13 protein-coding genes are annotated in these 18,229 nt (G+C 44.1%); 4 read left to right on the top strand and 9 right to left on the bottom strand.

The window, feature by feature from the left end:
- Positions 1–4 precede the first annotated feature (4 nt).
- Both NSS66_RS20035 and NSS66_RS20030 read right to left on the bottom strand, forming a co-directional pair.
- The gene (locus NSS66_RS20035) at positions 5–859 is read right to left on the bottom strand and encodes a sugar phosphate isomerase/epimerase family protein (RefSeq protein ID WP_068939447.1); all 855 of its coding nucleotides are present in this window, start codon (positions 857–859) and stop codon (positions 5–7) included.
- A 19-nt stretch (positions 860–878) separates the two neighbouring features.
- Positions 879–1,613: a thioesterase II family protein gene (locus NSS66_RS20030; protein ID WP_339202095.1), complete on the bottom strand. Its 735-nt coding sequence runs from the start codon at positions 1,611–1,613 to the stop codon at positions 879–881.
- 224 nt (positions 1,614–1,837) lie between these two features.
- Between NSS66_RS20030 and NSS66_RS20025 the strand changes: the two genes are divergently transcribed.
- From NSS66_RS20025 to NSS66_RS20015, 3 genes are all read left to right on the top strand, one after another.
- Positions 1,838–4,273 carry a GH36-type glycosyl hydrolase domain-containing protein gene (locus NSS66_RS20025; RefSeq protein WP_340959621.1) on the top strand — a complete coding sequence of 812 codons (2,436 nt, stop codon included), beginning with the start codon at positions 1,838–1,840 and terminating at the stop codon, positions 4,271–4,273.
- Positions 4,274–4,368: 95 nt separating this feature from the next.
- On the top strand, positions 4,369–5,493 hold the full coding sequence (locus NSS66_RS20020) for a GGDEF domain-containing protein (protein ID WP_076295938.1): 1,125 nt from the start codon (positions 4,369–4,371) through the stop codon (positions 5,491–5,493).
- A gap of 170 nt (positions 5,494–5,663) precedes the next feature.
- Positions 5,664–6,182 (top strand): NAD(P)H-dependent oxidoreductase, encoded by a 519-nt coding sequence (locus NSS66_RS20015; protein ID WP_013310283.1) that lies wholly within the window; start codon positions 5,664–5,666, stop codon positions 6,180–6,182.
- Between the two features lie 88 nt (positions 6,183–6,270).
- Here NSS66_RS20015 and ectB read toward each other — a convergent pair whose 3' ends face one another.
- Complete coding sequence (gene ectB, locus NSS66_RS20010) at positions 6,271–7,533, bottom strand: diaminobutyrate--2-oxoglutarate transaminase (protein WP_023988535.1); 1,263 nt, start codon at positions 7,531–7,533, stop codon at positions 6,271–6,273.
- Between the two features lie 591 nt (positions 7,534–8,124).
- Between ectB and NSS66_RS20005 the strand changes: the two genes are divergently transcribed.
- The gene (locus tag NSS66_RS20005; protein WP_023988534.1) at positions 8,125–8,811 is read left to right on the top strand and encodes a response regulator transcription factor; all 687 of its coding nucleotides are present in this window, start codon (positions 8,125–8,127) and stop codon (positions 8,809–8,811) included.
- A 5-nt stretch (positions 8,812–8,816) separates the two neighbouring features.
- Here NSS66_RS20005 and NSS66_RS20000 read toward each other — a convergent pair whose 3' ends face one another.
- From NSS66_RS20000 to NSS66_RS19975, 6 genes are all read right to left on the bottom strand, one after another.
- On the bottom strand, positions 8,817–11,378 hold the full coding sequence (locus NSS66_RS20000) for a hybrid sensor histidine kinase/response regulator (RefSeq protein WP_023988533.1): 2,562 nt from the start codon (positions 11,376–11,378) through the stop codon (positions 8,817–8,819).
- A 143-nt stretch (positions 11,379–11,521) separates the two neighbouring features.
- Positions 11,522–13,522 (bottom strand): methyl-accepting chemotaxis protein, encoded by a 2,001-nt coding sequence (locus NSS66_RS19995; RefSeq protein ID WP_340959619.1) that lies wholly within the window; start codon positions 13,520–13,522, stop codon positions 11,522–11,524.
- A gap of 400 nt (positions 13,523–13,922) precedes the next feature.
- Positions 13,923–15,989, bottom strand: a complete 2,067-nt coding sequence (locus tag NSS66_RS19990; protein ID WP_340959617.1) for a thioredoxin domain-containing protein — start codon at positions 15,987–15,989, stop codon at positions 13,923–13,925.
- Positions 15,990–16,087: 98 nt separating this feature from the next.
- Positions 16,088–16,219 (bottom strand): hypothetical protein, encoded by a 132-nt coding sequence (locus NSS66_RS19985; RefSeq protein ID WP_256253353.1) that lies wholly within the window; start codon positions 16,217–16,219, stop codon positions 16,088–16,090.
- Positions 16,219–17,190, bottom strand: a complete 972-nt coding sequence (locus NSS66_RS19980; RefSeq protein WP_340959616.1) for an alpha/beta hydrolase — start codon at positions 17,188–17,190, stop codon at positions 16,219–16,221. Before NSS66_RS19980 ends, NSS66_RS19985 begins: the two co-directional genes overlap by 1 nt.
- Positions 17,191–17,650: 460 nt before the next feature.
- Positions 17,651–17,923 carry a CD3324 family protein gene (locus NSS66_RS19975; protein WP_028541338.1) on the bottom strand — a complete coding sequence of 91 codons (273 nt, stop codon included), beginning with the start codon at positions 17,921–17,923 and terminating at the stop codon, positions 17,651–17,653.
- Positions 17,924–18,229 lie beyond the last annotated feature (306 nt).

The following is an 18,229-nucleotide window of genomic DNA, read 5'->3' as shown; positions in this document are numbered from 1 at the left end:
TACATTATTTCGTCTGCACTTGTTGCGCCTTCTGAGCGGCTATCCGATGACCTTCGATATAACGTCTCGATTCTGCCATCTCATGCTCCTGAGCAGCTTCCATAATAATATGAACCCCCGGCTTGTACTGCTCCAGCAGTTCCATGTAGAGGGCATAGTTCATGTCACCAAAACCTGGCGGCACCGTCTCAATTTCACCTGACGATGACAACCGCCGGTCTTTGGCATGTGCTGCGATAATCCGAGGGCCCAGCAGTTGGAAAGCTTCGCGGATGATCTCATCCTGCTGCGCCAGATTTTCCGTTTTCAGCAGATTACCCGGATCAATCACAACACCGATGTGTGAAGAAGGTACTTCCTCCAGAAAGGCAGCCAACTCTACGGCAGTTCCGACCAAGTGATCGTTTGCAGCTTCCAATCCTACGAATACGCCCCACTTCTCCGCTTCATCTGCTAATTCACGCACTACTTCCCTTACAACTCTCCAGTCACGTTCCGTATAGGCGGTACCATCCTCATTACGTCCGACTTCGGCTGCAACCATTGGTGCTCCTAACAGACCCGCATATCGTATCAGCTCTTTGAAGCGCTCTACATTTTCACGCAGCAATTCCTCATCCTGTATAAAAAAATGTAAATAGCACCCGAGCACCGATATGGATACACCATGCTTACGAAATTCTTCTGCGATAGACAGTGCCAATCCCGGATTGAACTTACCCGGTTTATTAAAATCCACATCACTGATCGCTCTCCACGGAGCCAGCTGAACATGAGTAAAGCCCGCTGCGCCTACCTTTGCAGCCAATTCACGATAAGGCAACTTGCCAAACAAATGTGCCAATACACCTACTGTCACTAAAAATCACCTCTTATTATTATTGTTGTATGCTACTTGTTACCGTACTCTGCTCCAAGGTCTCATTGATGATGTACGTAATCCGTTCCACTTCATCATGAATAAAAAAGTGTCCTCCCTCAAAGGTAAACATACGAAATTGCTGATCCGTATGGTGTGCCCATGCCTCCGCATCTTGTAAGGTCACCGTGTTATCGGTCATTCCTGTCAAAGCGGTGATAGGACAATGTAAAGGTGCGGCTTTAGCCATGTACCTATACAACTCGACAGCTTTGAAATCCGCTCTTAACACCGGCATAAAATAGTCGTATAATTCCCGATTGTCAAAAATCGCTTCCGAAAGCTGACCGTACCGCTGCAAATGCGTCCTGAACTGATCTGCGGGCAGATCGTGTAACCACGGGGAATTTCTTGGGACATGCGGTGCCCGTCCACCCGAAACGAACAGATGAGCAGGCTTGCCATATCCACCGTCCACCAGCTTGTAGTACAGCTCGAATGAGATCATCGTCCCCATACTGTGGCCGTATATGGCATAAGGATCGCCGGGGGCTATCTCTTCGCTGATCTTCTGCAACAGATCCTCGCTCATCTCCTCAATGCTTTCCTTTAGTGGTTCCCCAGAACGAATACCTCTGCCCGCTAATTCCAGTGGAACAAGCTTAATCTGCGGAAGCAGCAACTTTTTCCATTTGAAGCTGACCGACGCCGATCCGCCTGCATACGGGATGAAAAATAATGTGATAGGTGCCATTCTTGCAACCTCCTGCCTTGCTAAGTTCTAACTTTTTCATTTTAGCATAAAAAGGTATATTTACCCATTTCAAATATTTTGCAAATTCCAGAAGAAAGGTTGAGAAAATCAAGCACATTTTATATAAGGCAGGAAATGTCTTTCTAAAGAAAGAACGGCTCTATGTTTGAATATAATCATGTGTTGGGTCTTTTATTTTTTCAAATCGAAAGGAGTTCTGCGCCATGAAGTACGGTTTTTTCGATGATGTCAATCAAGAATATGTCATCCACACCCCTCAAACCCCTTATCCCTGGATTAATTATTTAGGTAATGAACGATTTTTTGGACTGATCTCCAATACAAGTGGCGGCTATGCATTTTACCGGGATGCTCGCTTACGTCGCTTAACACGTTACCGGTACAACAATATTCCTGTCGATAACGGTGGTCGTTATTTTTATATTTATGATGATGGGGATTATTGGACTCCAGGTTGGATGCCAGTCAAACGGGAGCTGGAGCAGTATGAATGCCGCCATGGACTTGGCTATACCTCAATTATGGGAGAACGCAGCGGTATTCGGGCCACCCAGCTGGCTTTTGTGCCCCTTTCCTTTGACGGCGAGGTCCATCAGGTTAAGCTTCAGAACACATCGTTACAAACCAAAAAGATCAAACTCTTTTCATTCGTGGAATTTTGTCTGTGGAACGCCTATGACGATATGACCAACTACCAGCGCAACTTGAACACCGGCGAGGTTGAAATACAAGACTCTGTCATTTATCACAAAACGGAATACCGTGAACGTCGCAATCACTATGCTTTTTTCTCTGCTAATCGTCCGCTAGCGGGTTATGATACAGACCGTGAAGCTTTTCTGGGGCTCTACAACGGATTAGATCAGCCTCAATCGGTCGCCGCTGGGCAAGCCTCGAACTCTATTGCCAGCGGATGGTCCCCTGTCGGATCACATTGCATTGAGGTAACGCTGGAGCCAGGCGAAGAAACAAGCTGTAACTTTATACTCGGTTATGTGGAAAATCCCGAGGAAGAAAAATGGGAGTCGCCCGGTGTTATTAATAAAAAACAAGCACATGCCATGATTAAGCAGTTTGCGGATGAAGCTGATGTAGAACGAGCGTTGAGTGAGCTGCGGACCTATTGGAATAATCTGCTGTCCAAGTATACCCTTCAAAGCCACGACGACAAGCTGAACCGAATGGTAAACATATGGAACCCTTATCAGTGTATGGTTACGTTCAATATGTCGCGTTCCGCCTCGTATTTTGAATCTGGTATCGGGCGTGGAATGGGCTTCCGGGATTCGAATCAGGACTTGCTCGGCTTCGTCCACCAAATACCGGAGCGGGCAAGAGAACGGATTATCGACATCGCCTCTACTCAATTTGAAAACGGCGGAGCTTATCATCAGTACCAACCGTTAACCAAAAAAGGAAATCACGAGGTTGGCGGTGGCTTTAACGACGATCCGTTGTGGCTTATTGTCGGTACCGCAGCGTACATCAAAGAAACGGGAGACTTTGGCATACTGGATGAACAAGTGCCCTTTGACGGAAATGTAGAGCGTACGGCTACGCTGTTTGAACATTTGAAGCGTTCTTTTTACCACGTTGTGGGTAATCTGGGCCCGCATGGTCTTCCACTCATTGGCCGGGCTGACTGGAACGACTGTCTGAATCTCAACTGTTTTTCTGCTACACCAGATGAGTCCTATCAGACAACTCAGAATCTGGAGGGTCGAATAGCCGAATCCGTGTTCATCGCCGGACTATTTGTATATACGGGACCAGATTTTATTGAGCTTTGCAAGCGCAGAGGACTGGATGAAGAAGCAGCAACCGCTCAGGCATATGTGGATCGTATGCGAACAGCCACATTGGAGCATGGTTTTGACGGGGAATGGTTCTTACGTGCTTATGACCATTATGGAGACAAAATAGGGAGCAAGGATTGTGAGGAAGGCCAAATTTTCATTGAACCTCAAGGCTTCTGTGTCATGGCAGGAATTGGCGTTGAAGAAGGTCTAGCTCAAAAAGCTCTCGATTCTACACGTGATCGTTTAGAAACTCCCTACGGCATTGTGCTGCAAAATCCACCGTATTCTCGCTATTACATCAATCTGGGCGAAATCTCATCTTACCCTCCCGGGTATAAGGAAAATGCCGGTATTTTCTGTCACAATAACCCTTGGATTATGATGGCGGAAGCCGTAATAGGACGTGGGGATCGCGCTTTCGAGCTATATAGCAAAATTGCCCCCGCCTATCTAGAGGACATTAGCGACATTCACCGCACTGAGCCGTATGTGTACGCTCAAATGATTGCGGGCAAAGATGCTGTTCGTGCAGGCGAAGCCAAAAATTCCTGGCTGACGGGTACAGCGGCATGGAACTTTATAGCTATTACTCAATCCATTCTCGGTATTCAGCCCGAATGGGATGGTCTGCGTATTGATCCGTGCATTCCTACAGCCTGGGACGAATTCACAGTCACCCGCGTCTTCCGCGGTGATACCTACGTGATTCATATCACGAATCCACAGCAAGTCTCCAAGGGTGTAGTTACTATTACCTTAGATGGCACCGTCCTTACGAATAATATTCTGCCGGTTGCAGGGGACGGGGCTATCCACCAAGTAAAAGTGTTGCTAGGCTAACAAGTTCATGGCCTTCAAAAAAATTAGCTTCAACTTCATCACATAGTATCTTATAATACGAGAATGGCTAAAGATACATTAAGTGTGGTGACATCATGAACAAGACAAAACGGCTTACTCAAACCATGGATTACAAAACAAAGCAAGCCCGCTGGGTACGCAAAATGTTATTACTGTATTGGATGATTATAGCTGTACATTTTATCGTCCAGCTGGGCAGCTACTTATTTCTTGATTACCACGCTTCGCCTTATGAATTTTACGTCGGAACCCTTATTGTTCCCACGCTAATCATGAGTGGTTCCAACTTACTGGCAGAGTTGGCTCATTTTAAATTTAACAGGTATTCTTTTGCGATCCTGTTTATGGCAAGTACCGTCATTTGCTGGATGATTATTCGCCTAAACTATGATATCCGGATTATTACAGCGTTGTGCTTGTTGCCTATTTTCTCTTCTATCCTGTTCTTCAATCGCCGCTTAATATGGCTTTCCTTTGTATTACAAGTAGTCGTCTTTTTTCTGTTGCTGGCAGTGGATGCATCATTTCGTACCTATTTGTCAGACTTTGATATCGTGGCGATTCCAACCTTTTTGATTATGTCCACCTTTATTGCTCTCATTATTCAGGCCAGCGGCCGCGATTTGTTAGTGGATTTGTATAAAACAAAGCGCGCGCAACAGGAATTAATGATCAGTAACGCGATTATCAGCAAAATGTCAATGACTGATGGTTTGACAAAGCTGTACAATCATTTGTCCTTTCAAAACTTTTATGAAAAAGCACTCGAATATGCCGAACAAGGCGCGATCATCCATCTGGCGTTAGTGGATATTGATAATTTCAAAAAGATCAATGATACTTACGGACACCAGTTCGGAGATAAAATTTTGGAAGGCATCTCGCAAATCATTACAGAACAGATTACCGCAAATGACATTCCGGCTCGCTATGGCGGTGAGGAATTTGCTATTTTGATGTTCGAGCATACTTTCGAAGAAGCTTATCAGATCGTCGAAAACATCCGTCGTGAAGTGGAGAAAATGACCTTTCAGGAGAAATTGCAACTCGTTTCTGTAACCGTAAGCATTGGACTGAAAAGCTATACAGAGGAAATGAACAAAGATAAAGATGTATTTTTTCAGCAAGCAGATGACTATCTGTATCAAGCTAAGCGCTCCGGGAAAAACAAAATTGTTGCTCTTAATCATATCGCTTAATGTAAAAACACTTCATTTGATGAGACTCCGGCATGAGCTTGCCGGAGTCTTTTGAATATAGAGCTTAAAATTTAATAGAGTTGACAATTCCATAAGTTGAAACTAAAATTGTTACATATGTATTGGTTATTTACTTACAATAAATAAGTTCGAAGGAGATGGTTTTTTAAATGTCAACCCTCGTTATTGTCGTTCACCCTGATCTTGCGGAATCTCGCATTAACAAAAGATGGGTGCAAGAACTCAAGAAACAATCTGACGTGACCGTTCACAACCTGTATGAAGTATATCCTGATGAGCAAATCAATGTCGCCCAGGAGCAGGAACTGCTAGAGCAGCATGACCGTATCGTTCTGCAATTCCCTTTTTACTGGTACAGCACTCCTTCCCTACTGAAAAAATGGCTGGATAAGGTTCTAACCTACGGCTGGGCATATGGAAGCGAAGGTGGCAAGCTACAGGGCAAAGAGTTGTTGATCGCCTTGTCTGCTGCCAGCGTTGAGGAAAATTACCAACATGACGGACGGAACAGGTATACGATCGAAGAGCTGTTGAGACCTCTGGAAGCTACAGGCCATATGATTGGTGTCAAATTGCTCCCTTATTTCGTACAATATGGTGCTGCAGTTTTGACCGATGAGCAACTAGAGCAATCCGCACAAAAATACGCGCAAACGGTTATTTCTTAATTTTTTACTAGAAAGCCCCTTGGACGGCGCCTGCCATACCTGCTTTACAGCAGACGGCAGCTCCAGCCAAGGGGCTTTACTGATCGATTTACATCGTAACCAACGTACTGGTTACCTGTGCCATACTTTCTTTAATAATGTCGCAGCCCTTACGCAAGTTTTCCAAGCTTATCGTTAACGCTGGCATGATTTTAATTACCGTATCGTTACGCCCAGCACGTTCAATAATGAGTCCCCTACTAAAGCAGAGAGTCGCTACCTCCTTGGCGAACGCTTCTCCCAGATGGGATACATCAATTCCCCAGATTAGTCCCATGCCGCGAATTTCAATTAGAGGATCTATCGATTGGATATGTTCACGCAAGAACTGCTGAACAAAAGCCTCTTTTTCCTTCACTTGTGCTTCCAGCTCTACCGTATCTCTGAACTCCAGCGCAGCCTTTGCCCCGACAAAAGCAAGCTGATTTCCACGGAAGGTGCCGTTATGCTCACCTGGACTCCATATATCCAATTCTGGCTTGAGTAGCAACAGAGACATTGGCAAACCGTATCCACTGATCGATTTGGACAAAACAACCATATCAGGAACAATTCCCGCCCGCTCGAATGAGAAGAACGAACCAACTCGACCGCAACCGACTTGAATATCGTCAACAATGAGCAAAATATCATGGTCATCGCACAGCTGTCGCAAATCACGTAGCCATTCGGTATCTGCAATATGAATACCGCCTTCAGCCTGTACCGTTTCCAAAATGATCGCGGCAGGCTTTTCCACACCCGAGTGAGTGTCTGTTAAAAGCTGCTCCATATACAAAATGGTATCCATTCCGTTAAATGTGCTGTTATAAGGTATGAAGGTAACATTGTTCAGGGGTACCCCTGCGCTCTCTCGCATGGAGTTGTTGCTGGTAATAGATAAACTACCCAGCGACATTCCGTGGAACGCGCCCATAAAAGCGAAAATACCATTTCTGTTTTTCACCTTGCGTGCAAGTTTCAGTGCTGCTTCCACCGCATTGGTTCCGGTCGGTCCGCAAAATTGCAGCTTATAATTCAAGCCCTTGGGCTGGAGAATACGCTCTGAAAAAGACTCAATAAACTCTTGCTTAGCTGTCGTGTACATATCCAGACCATGCATAATCCGATCGGAACTTAAATAATCCAATATCCGGTTTTTCATAAAATCATTATTATGCCCATAGTTCAAAGCCCCTGCCCCAGCAAAAAAGTCAATGTAACCCTTGCCTGCCTCCGTGTACAGTACATCGTTTTTAGCTTTGTTGAAAACAACTGGAAAACTTCTGCAATAGGATCTTACATTGGACTCCAGCGCTTCGAATGTGTTCATGATCTCTCGTCCTCCCGCTGACCTGATTTTAAAAAATACAAGCATGGAAAGCAAAAAAAATGTAAATATGTAATCTAAATGAGTAGACAGTCTGAATTCACACTGGGATATCCACACCAAAGAATCATAAGTATGATCACAAGAACAATTAAAGTACGAAAATTAAATACAGAGATAGCACATGAGAGTATGTTAGTAGAAGATTAAATAGTGGGTTTTTCTAAGAGGCCTATCAGAGGATGTCAACTCCTATGTAATAAAATACCATAATTTTCATTTAAGTCAATGCATGTTTCTGATGTGTTTTGTTAAATTTTTGTAATTTATCATCAATGGCTTGTAGTATATTGTTAAAAGAAAACGAAAAATGTCGTATTATAGTAATAAATCTCAAAAATAGTACATTTCCATATCAAATAGATATACATCTGGACTAATTGTCCACAGGATTGTCACAACAAACCTGATCTTTTGACAGACTGTCCAAAGGAGTTTACTCTATCAACAGGACCTGCCAAAAACTTGTTGTAAACATTGCAGTTATCCTAACTATTTGGCTCGAATTTGATAGAAAGATAAGGAAATATGATCATGTCTAATGTTTTAATTATTGAAGATGACAATATGTTGGGAGAGACCCTTTCCTTGTATTTAACAGGAGAAGACTACAACGTTACTCGAGTGGAACAAGCGTCTGAGGGTATTGCCCGGCTTGAGATCGTACAGCCCGATATTATTTTGCTGGATCTGCTGCTTCCAGATTTGGATGGGGTAAATCCCTGCCCACTCATACGCAAGCATACGGACGTGCCCATCATCGTGATTTCTACAGAAAACAACATATCAGAGCGTATTCGTACACTTACGTTGGGAGCAGATGATTATATTTGCAAGCCTTTTAGTATGCAAGAGCTAAAAGCACGGATGGAGGCTCTTTTCCGTCGTATTGAAATCACGCGCTTGCAAGGAAGAGGCAGAGCACCTGAACCTGAAACCGGCATTACTTTGGATCTAGCGAGAAGAATGATTACCGTTAACGGACAGAATGTGGAGACAACATATTCAGAATTTGAGCTCATGAAGCTTTTTTATTTGAACCGGGGAATTGTATTCAGCAGGTATGCTTTGATTCAGGCTCTCCGTGGCACAGACTCCTTTATTAATGAAAGGGCTGTGGACGTACATATTAACCATTTACGCAGAAAAATCGAAAAAGACCCTAAGAAACCGCAATTAATCAAGACCATCTGGGGAATCGGCTACAAATTTATGCAATAACACGGTCAGCTCCAGGGAAGTGATGACTTGATTTGGTTAATATCCTTCTGAACCGTGCTCAGATGCTTTTTCCAGTCTGGATACAGTGCTCCTGTTGAGGTTTCATTGCTGCGCTTCAATGCCTTTTCCAGCTCTATTACCTTTGCCAGCAACTCAGGCGCGCACAGGTTCCCCGTTCCTCCCTTAAGTGAGTGGATTAATCGAAGAGCAGAAGATAACTGCCCATTGTCCATTTTTCTCACAACTCTTTTATCGAGATACTGGTATTCCTGTATCCATTTATAAAGGGCAAATTGAAAAATATACACCTTGCCATCCATGCCTGCTATCGACTGCTCAGCGTGAATACCATGTAAATCTTGCAGCCACGCTAAATTAATCCAGCTAGTTAATACTCTAGCAGCGGTCAGTTCATGGACAGGCTTGAACAACACGGCATTAATACCAGCACGAAGACAAACTTCCTGTTCATGCTGCACAGCATCAGCGGTAAAAGCGATAATGGGAAGCCTGTTAAAAGCTTTGTTTCTCCGAATATGCCTCGCCGTCTCAAAACCATCCATCTCTGGCATATGCAAATCAAGCAGCACCATATCCCAGTAACGCAGTTCCAGTAACGCTATTAGTTCTCTTCCGTTCGTGACCATCGTTACCTCAAAGTTACGCTCTGCTAAAAACTCGGTAATCACCACCTGGTTAATTTCGTTATCCTCTGCTATGAGAATTTGATACTTCTGTGTTGTATCCCCTATCTCATTGTGGGAACTCATCGTCGCATGAGTCTCCAGAGTATTACCATCTGCTGGCACTGACTGTTCCTTCTTCCAGCAGAGAACCTCCAGCAGAGCGTTTCGGGTAACGGGCTTGGACAAAAAGGCATCCACACTATGATTCATGTCCCCTGCAGCTATTGTTTCCATCTGAAACACGGTTGTAAGTCCAATAATCTGAGTTATCTGCCTATCCAGCATTTGAAGCCACTGCCTCCGGGAGTCCAGTTCTCTCAAACCTTCCATCCCCATATCGATGATAACATAATCAAAATGCTCACCCTTTTGAAAAGCGTCCACACTTTCTTGGAAGGATGAATTAGTGAATGTTTTTAATCCCAAGTCTTGCAGTAGTTCGTTCAAGCTGTATCTCACCAGTTCATGCTGCGCAACAATTAAGGCTTTGCCTTTGATTTGTTTTTCTATTCGTGTGCTTCCTGCATTCAATTCCCCATTTTCCAGCTCGACATTAAAGTAAAATTGACTGTACTCTCCTAATCGACTTTTCACCTCTACTTTCCCGCCCATAGCTTCAGCCAAATGCTTGCTAATGGCCAAACCCAGCCCAGAGCCCCCATATCTGCGGCTGGTTGATGTACTCGCCTGGATAAAAGGGACGAATAGCTTGTCTATACACGTCTCGGAAATTCCTATGCCCGTATCTTCTACCATAAAAGAAACGCCTACTCGCCCTTCCTGCTGACTTAGCATTTTTACCTGTAACAATACATGTCCCTGATCCGTAAACTTGATGGCGTTGGTCAGAAGATTTGAAAGCACCTGCTCCATTCGAAGCGGGTCTCCCTTAAAGCTTTTCGGTAACGCCGGGTCCGTTATAAATACGACCTCTATTTCCTTATCTTCAAGTAAAGTTCCAACGGTATCTGCGAGATGCCGAAGCATTTTTTCCGGCTCGAATTCTACCTTTTCCAGTTCCAGACTGCCGGCTTCCATTTTGGAAAAGTCCAATACGTTACTGAGCATGGATGAAAGGGTACGAGAGGAAGCGAGAAGCTTGTGGAGGTAATCTCTTTGAACGGCAGTCAGTTCAGTCTTATTTAACAGCTTTGACAGACCGATGATTCCATTCAGCGGGGTGCGAATTTCGTGACTCATATGAGCCAAAAAAGTGCTTTTCGCACGGTTAGCCTCGTCCATCTCCTTTCGCTTCTGCTCAGAGGCTTTATACTCTGTAATATCCAACACGTGACCGATAACATGCCTGGTATTCCCGTCCTCCCTAACCGGATGTAAGGTAATGAGAGCCGAATATTCCCAAAACTCCAATTCAAATACGGTCCGATCACCGAACCAGGCCTGTTTGTAGTATTGACTTAGCTGCTCCATCGTTTCAGAGGAAAGCTCCAAAATGTCCCCGAGACGCTTCACATGCTCCCTTTTATTGTAGTTGACTTGTAGATTCAGACCCACGCGCTCCAGCAATTCACCTTCAAGCAGCCTATAATAAAATTCATCACCACTTTTCTCCAGCCTAAAGGTAAAGCCAGGTTGAACCCGAAGTAAATTCAGCAGGTCACGATCTTTGTCTAACAAACGTTGTCCATATGAATACTTAGCGGTGGTTAAAGCGTGCACAAACAGCGTCATGAACATTAGACCCATCCCCAGCTCCAGCACGCAGGTCAGCAGTGTTTTATCACTTATGCCAAAATATAAGAACAGAATTCCTGCCACTCCATAAAAAACACCTGTAATCGCCTGACGAACAAGCTGCCGCTGAAAAATCAAAACTAACAATAATATCAAGATAGCATATAGCACTAAATCTCGAACCAAGTGTTCGCCCCCTTATAATCTTCCATGTTTTGTGAGATATCGAAAATATAAAAAAACTCAGGACAGATTCCTTATGCCATAAGGCTTAAAGAACTGTCCCGAGCATTCATTGTACTATACATTCCATAGGGTTCAAGTTCATTTTAATATTTGAAACGACTGATCATTACCTTCAAATCAGCAGCCATCGTTGAAAGCAACTGTGCAGAAGCTGATATTTCCTCCATGGAAGCCAGTTGCTCTTGTGAGGAGGCAGCAACTTCCTCAGATGTGGCGGCATTACCAGTTGCAATCGTCGCCAGCTCGTTGGCTGTCGCTGCAATTTCTTGTACACTGGCTGATATTTGCTGTGCAATCGCAGCGACCTCCTCTACCTGAGGCGTTGTCTCTCGAATGCCTTCCATCGCATGACCCAGCTTGACAATGGTTGCTTTGGAAATCTGCAGTCCATCCTGCACCTCAGTCGTGACCCTGTCCATCGTCTTCACTGTTGTTTCGGTTTCATGCTGAATTTCGGCAATCAAGGTGGCAATCTGTGTGGCGGATGTCTGAGACTGCTCTGCCAGCTTACGCACCTCATCAGCAACGACGGCAAAGCCTTTTCCATGATCACCCGCTCTGGCTGCCTCAATAGCTGCATTCAATGCCAGCAGGTTTGTCTGATTGGAGATATCACCGATAACTTTCGTAATTTCACCGATTTCATGAGAGCGGGCTTGCAAGGTTTGAATCATCTGGTTGGAACGCTCTACTGATTGATGAATGGAATTCATTTGCTCGCCTGTCTGCTCAACAGACTTTCGTCCTTCCTCGGCTTGCAAGGCAGATCGTTTGGCCAAATCAGCTACCAAAATCGATCGTTCAGCAATTTGGGTGATCCCTTGTGCAATTTCATCCAGGGCCACCGAATTATTTTCCAGCCCTGTAGTCTGCTTCTCTGCACCACTGGCAATTTCTTGCACAGCCTGGGACACCTGCTCACTTGCAGCACTGGTTTGTTCCGCGCTTATTGTGAGTTCATTCGAAGAAATTGCGACATGATCTGCACTGTTCCCTACGTTCTGAATGACAGATCGCAGGTTATTCTGCATATTTTGAAAAGCCACTCCTAATTCTCCGATCTCGTCCTCGCTCTTTACTTGAATGTCCTGTGTTAGATCTCCGGCGCTCACATTTACCGCTTGTTCTTTTAACTTTAAAATCGGTTTGATGATGGAACGAATCAGGAAATAAACAATGATAATACCAATCACAAGACAACCGACGATGGTTAGTAAAGTGCTGATCAAAATCGGTCCTGCTGCTTCATCGACTTCAGACAAATACAGCGTTCCGCCTATCTTCCAGCCAGTCAGCTTGTTAGTCGCATAGTTCATATATTTGGGCTGGCCTTCATACTCATACTCGTATTCACCAGTATCGCTCTGAAACATGCGTGATTCAATATCTGTAATTTTGGTGCCTGCTTCCTTCGTCGGATGTACAATGTAGGTATGGTTGCTGTCCAGCAATATGGCATAACCTTCATGACCTACTTTAATATTGTTCAACGTCTCTTTAATACCACTAATTTTCAGGTCAATGCCAATAACACCCGATCCATCTGACGTTGCCCGGGACACCGTAACCGTCATTTGCTTCGAGCTTGCCGAAAGATAGGGAGAACTAATTGCTGTCTTTGCTTGCTCTTTTATCGCTTCATCGTACCAAGGTCTGACCCGTGGATCATAATTGTCCGGTAATTGCTTCTGTGGATAGGTTGTAAATTTACCATCCTTCGTACCATAAGAGATGGATTCTGCTTCAGGATGAAGTGCAGCATATTGCTTAAAAAACTCTTCCAGTTTGGCCGCTTGTTCCTCCGTCTCTACCCGATTGCCTTTTAGTCTTTCTGCAAAATATTCTGCGTCATGTACCTTGGGTTCGATAGTACTATCAATAATAAAATTAGTGCGGATGATAGCCTGCTCGGCACTTTCTTCAATCTGGTTTCGAATCTGCTGACTGGCGCTCACAAACGACAAAGCCCCCACGATCATGGACGGTAAAATCAGAAAGGCAATAAAGGCGACCATTAGCTTTGTTTTAAAATTTTTGCTGAGCATCCTTGCGACTAGCCACTTTTTTCCTGATAACTTCTTCATTAATAAACATCTCCATTTCATTACCTAGATTTCCTAACCTATGGTGAACCTCTTCGTCTTGCCGATGATAACAATCACCCGACAGACTCTCTTTCACATTTTTCACATCTGCTGCTAAAACGCTTGGACATAAAAGATATAAACACGCTAGTTAAATAGGTATATGTACTTATTTTCGAAAACAGCAAGGCTGGTCGGAACCGGTTCTTTGATATAATATACCTAAAAAATATTAAAAAAAATGCGTAGCACATGTTAAGAAAATATTAGTTTCATTTCACTATACCTACCTCTTAACATGAAAATAATCCCCTTGAAGGTAGCAAACATAGGGTCATTTTCGATAATCACCATATGCTTACTACCCCCAAGGGGATTAGGTTTGATCGCTTTATTCAGTTCAATCCAACAACACCTTCAGATCTTCAAGCCTGGTAACAGGTGCCTGACAGGTAAAATGCTCACACACATATACGGCTGGTTTGCCTTCCACAAGATTGTAATCACGGATATAAGAAACCGTCTCTGCAATCTCCGACTGTCCTTCATCCTTCAAAATAACGACCGTATTCGGCCTGAAGCCAGCTCGAACTGCCTGAATGAACTGTACGGTCTGCAGATCGTCCCTATGACCTACAATCACAATCTCCTTCGTCGTTCCCGTCGCATACAACAACGCGCTGAGCAACGCGGAGTGGCCTGACGGGTAATGAGCAACCATACCGCCAAAAGCCTTAAACTGCTTGGCTGCATAGTTCTCTAATTGAGATTCACCCGTTAGCCGCGCAAGCCTCACAAAATTATAGGCCGCGATGCTGTTACCCGACGGAATCGCACCGTCATAGATTTCTTTAGGCTTGGCAATTAGCTGCTCACTATCTGACCCATAAAAGAATAATCCGTCCCGTTCCTCATCCCAGAACAAATCGATCATATTTTGATTGAGCGTCAACGCCCGTTGCAGATACTCTATATCGAAGGTCGCCTGGTATAACTCGATCAAGCCCCACACATAAAAAGCATAATCATCTACATAACCGGGATAAGCTGCTTCTCCGTCCCTGTAACGTGCCAACATCCGTCCGTTCTCCTGTCTCAAATGGTTCCACAAAAACGTCTCAGCCTTCCGAGCTTGCTCTGTATATCTCGTGTCTCCAAAAGCTTGTCCTGCCTTCGCCAGAGCAGCAATCATCAATCCGTTCCACGAGGTCAAAATCTTGTCATCCTTGTGAGGATGAACCCGTTGCTCTCTGGCAGCAAACAGCTTGGCGCGTAGCTCACTAACCCGCTGCTCCAGTTCCTGCTCAGTCAAGTCATGCTTGATCCCATAGGCTTCCAGATTGATATCAATCAGGTTTGGAATGTTGTGGCCTTCAAAATTGCCGTAAGGTGTAATTCCATACAAATCGTTGAAAAAGGCAGCATCCTCATCGCCTAGTACAGCCCTTACCTCAGAGTCGTCCCAGACGTAGAATCTCCCCTCTTCTCCTTCGGAATCCGCATCCTCCGCCGAATAAAAGGCACCATCTGCATCCGTCATGTCTCTTGCGATATATGTAAAGATTTGTTCTGTAATCCGTCGGTACATTTCCTTGCCTGTCACCTGCCAAGCCTCTGTATACGCGATGGCCAACAGAGCATTGTCATACAGCATTTTTTCAAAATGCGGCACCAACCATTTCTCGTCCACGGAGTATCGTGAGAACCCCATGCCTATATGGTCGTAGATTCCGCCCCGGGACATCGCATCCAGCGTCTTCTCTGCCATTTCCAGTGCCTGTTGATTCCCCGTATGCTGTGCATATCGCAGCAAAAAAGACAGGTTATGCGGAGAAGGAAACTTAGGAGCTTCCCCGAAGCCGCCATATTCCTTATCGAAGGTGTGGCTGAATTCATGGAAAGCTTTATTCAAACTCTGTTCATCCAGTTCACCGCGATAACCTGCAAGCAAGTCCTGCCGCTCATGCTCGGTAAGCACCTGCTCACTCAGCTCCACCAGCTCTTCAGGCTGTTCTTTCCACCGGGTACCCACCTTGTCCAGCAGCTCCAACAGTCCGACACGGCCAAATTTCTGCTCCTTGGGCAAATACGTCCCCGCAAAAAAAGGCTTCTGATCCGGCGTCATCAATATCGTCAGTGGCCAGCCTCCATGCCCCGTCATCGTCTGGCAGATGGACATATAGATATGATCCACATCTGGACGTTCTTCACGATCCACCTTAATGGATACGTAATCCCTGTTTAATACCTCAGCTACTTCTTCATCCTCGAAAGATTCTCTCCCCATTACATGGCACCAATGGCAAGTGGAATAGCCGACAGATAGGAAAATAGGCTTGTTATTACGCTTAGCAGTTTCAAAAGCCTCATCTGACCAAGGGAACCAATTTACTGGATTGTGAGCATGCTGTAGCAAATAAGGTGATTTTTCCTTGGCTAGTCTATTCGGTTTGCTGCTCGTTGTCATGGGACATCACCACTTCCGTAGTTGGATTTTATGCTTGGTACTATTTTACCCTAAATGAATGGTAAAAGTCGGAAGGGATGAAAAAAGATAATATCAGATTAGAATATATCAGTATCCCTCTCCCTCACCGGCTCATCCAGCACGATCAACTTGAGTTTTAACGCAATCACCTTGGCGACATTGACACGCTGAGGTCGGAGCTTATTAGAGGAGTTTAACATTATACTCATTAGAACATCTCCAGAGCTTTCAGTAAGGCATATTCACTTGTTCTAGCCCCTTCTTTTGAAAAATGCGCATCCGGAAACGCGGGAGACATATGATGGTACCCGGGATAGACATGTAATTCCACTAAGACACCATCAAAGGCCAGTTGTTTTGCAAAAACTAAGGCCTCATCAATGAATAAATCAAGGGTACCTATATTTATATAAGTCGGTGGTAATCCGGCCAATGACTTAGCACGGGCCGGCACATAATACTCACTTACCTCCTCCTGACCCGGTTCATCCCCCAATACAGATTTCCAGCCAAAATAGTTGCTTTGTTTTGTCCAAATAAACTCTCCTGAGTATGGATGCTCTGGTGCGGTGCTTGTGCGATCATCTAGCATTGGCCTCATTAATCTTAGATGATGGATTTCGAATTCCTTCTGATCACGAATGTACAAGGCTAGGCCAGCCGCCAATCCGCCGCCAGCGCTGCTGCCCCCTACGGCAACTTTCTGAGTATCTATCCCTAACTCTTCCGCATGTTCAATACACCATTTTAGGCCCGAATAACAATCCTGTAACTGACTTGGCTGTACATGCTCTGGTGCTAGGCGATAGTACACAGATACACAACAAAAACCATGTTGTGAAGCAAGAGATGCATTAGCAGGACGATCCACGACTGGACTTCCTAAGACCATCCCGCCTCCGTGTATCGAATAATATAGAGGCATCTTATGATGCTTTGATTGTGAGGGCTTAATGATTTCTATTTGAATATCTGGACCCCTAAAATAGCTTGGCACAACCTTTTTTTCTAATGTAATAGGGAACATCTGCGTTACATCTATTTGTTGCATCATTTGAGATTGATTTTTACGTGCTTCCATTAGTGTAGATTCGGTAAGGTCGGTTATTGGTATTAAATCAACTGCACTGATAATTTCTGGATCAATCAGATGTCTACTTCTACTTCTTTGCTCCCCCATAGTAATCGTTTCCCCGCTTTCTTGTTTTAAAGACAATGAATCAATACATATTTCATATTGTTGCTGTCGTTTATATTCATATTTTAAAGATTAAAATAAGCTTTATAAATGAAAACAACGATTTAGAATCATTTTTGGCATAAAAACAATAATAAAAAAATGAAGTACAGCCTTTGAAATAGAATGGGTCTGTTGGATCATTGAGGGAGGGTGAGCGGAATTTTGGGATCAAGAACGGTATGTAAAAAGTTCAAGAGAGAAAATGAAATGCCAAAAACGTATTTCGGAATCTGGATGTGGGAAATAATGCGAGAACACACATCAAACCTTTTACCAAATAAAAAAGACGTGACCGGATTGGTCGTTCACAGCGATCATCCGATCACGCCCTAAGCTCACCACGTTATGAGGCCAAAATTAAATTCATTTATGCGGGTAGAGTACCACGCCACTTTACAAACTAGGTATTTTTATGTGAATAAACTATTTTCTTAATGGTTTCGGTAGAGAGGAAAAACTCCTTAGCTAATTGCTCGATACTGCTGCTATTTTGAAAAGCATTTCTGATTGCGGCATTTCGCTGTTCAAGCAACCTTCTCCCGCCACTCAAACTGCCCCAATTCATATATTCCGTTTTTGGCTTGGGAATATACAGAGTCTCTCCTTGAACATATTTTTGAATTTCCATAATTAGTTTTTGAGGTAAAACTTTTGTAGCATTCGTATATTTCAATTTTGCTCGCCCCTTATTTTGATTCTTTAAAATAAGGTGCAAAGCCAAAAATATTAAAAAAGCTTGTTCAGCGTTAAAAATTGTTTCGCCCCATACAAAGTAACGCTTTCCTAATAATTGGCTTTGCATGAGTGTAAGAAGTCACAGACAATCCCAATAGATTCTCCATCAGTAGGCACCCCCTTTTACTTCGCAAGTATAGCATAACTTCTGCTCACCTGGGACCAGCTAAATGATATCAGTACAATCCAACCATTAAAATTGAGCTGATATATAACTGATCTTCATTCGTTTATGAGGTGTTGC

This window comes from Paenibacillus sp. FSL R10-2748 (assembly GCF_038005565.1).
Lineage (GTDB): Bacteria > Bacillota > Bacilli > Paenibacillales > Paenibacillaceae > Paenibacillus > Paenibacillus polymyxa_B.
This window is presented reverse-complemented; position numbering and strand designations above follow the sequence as displayed.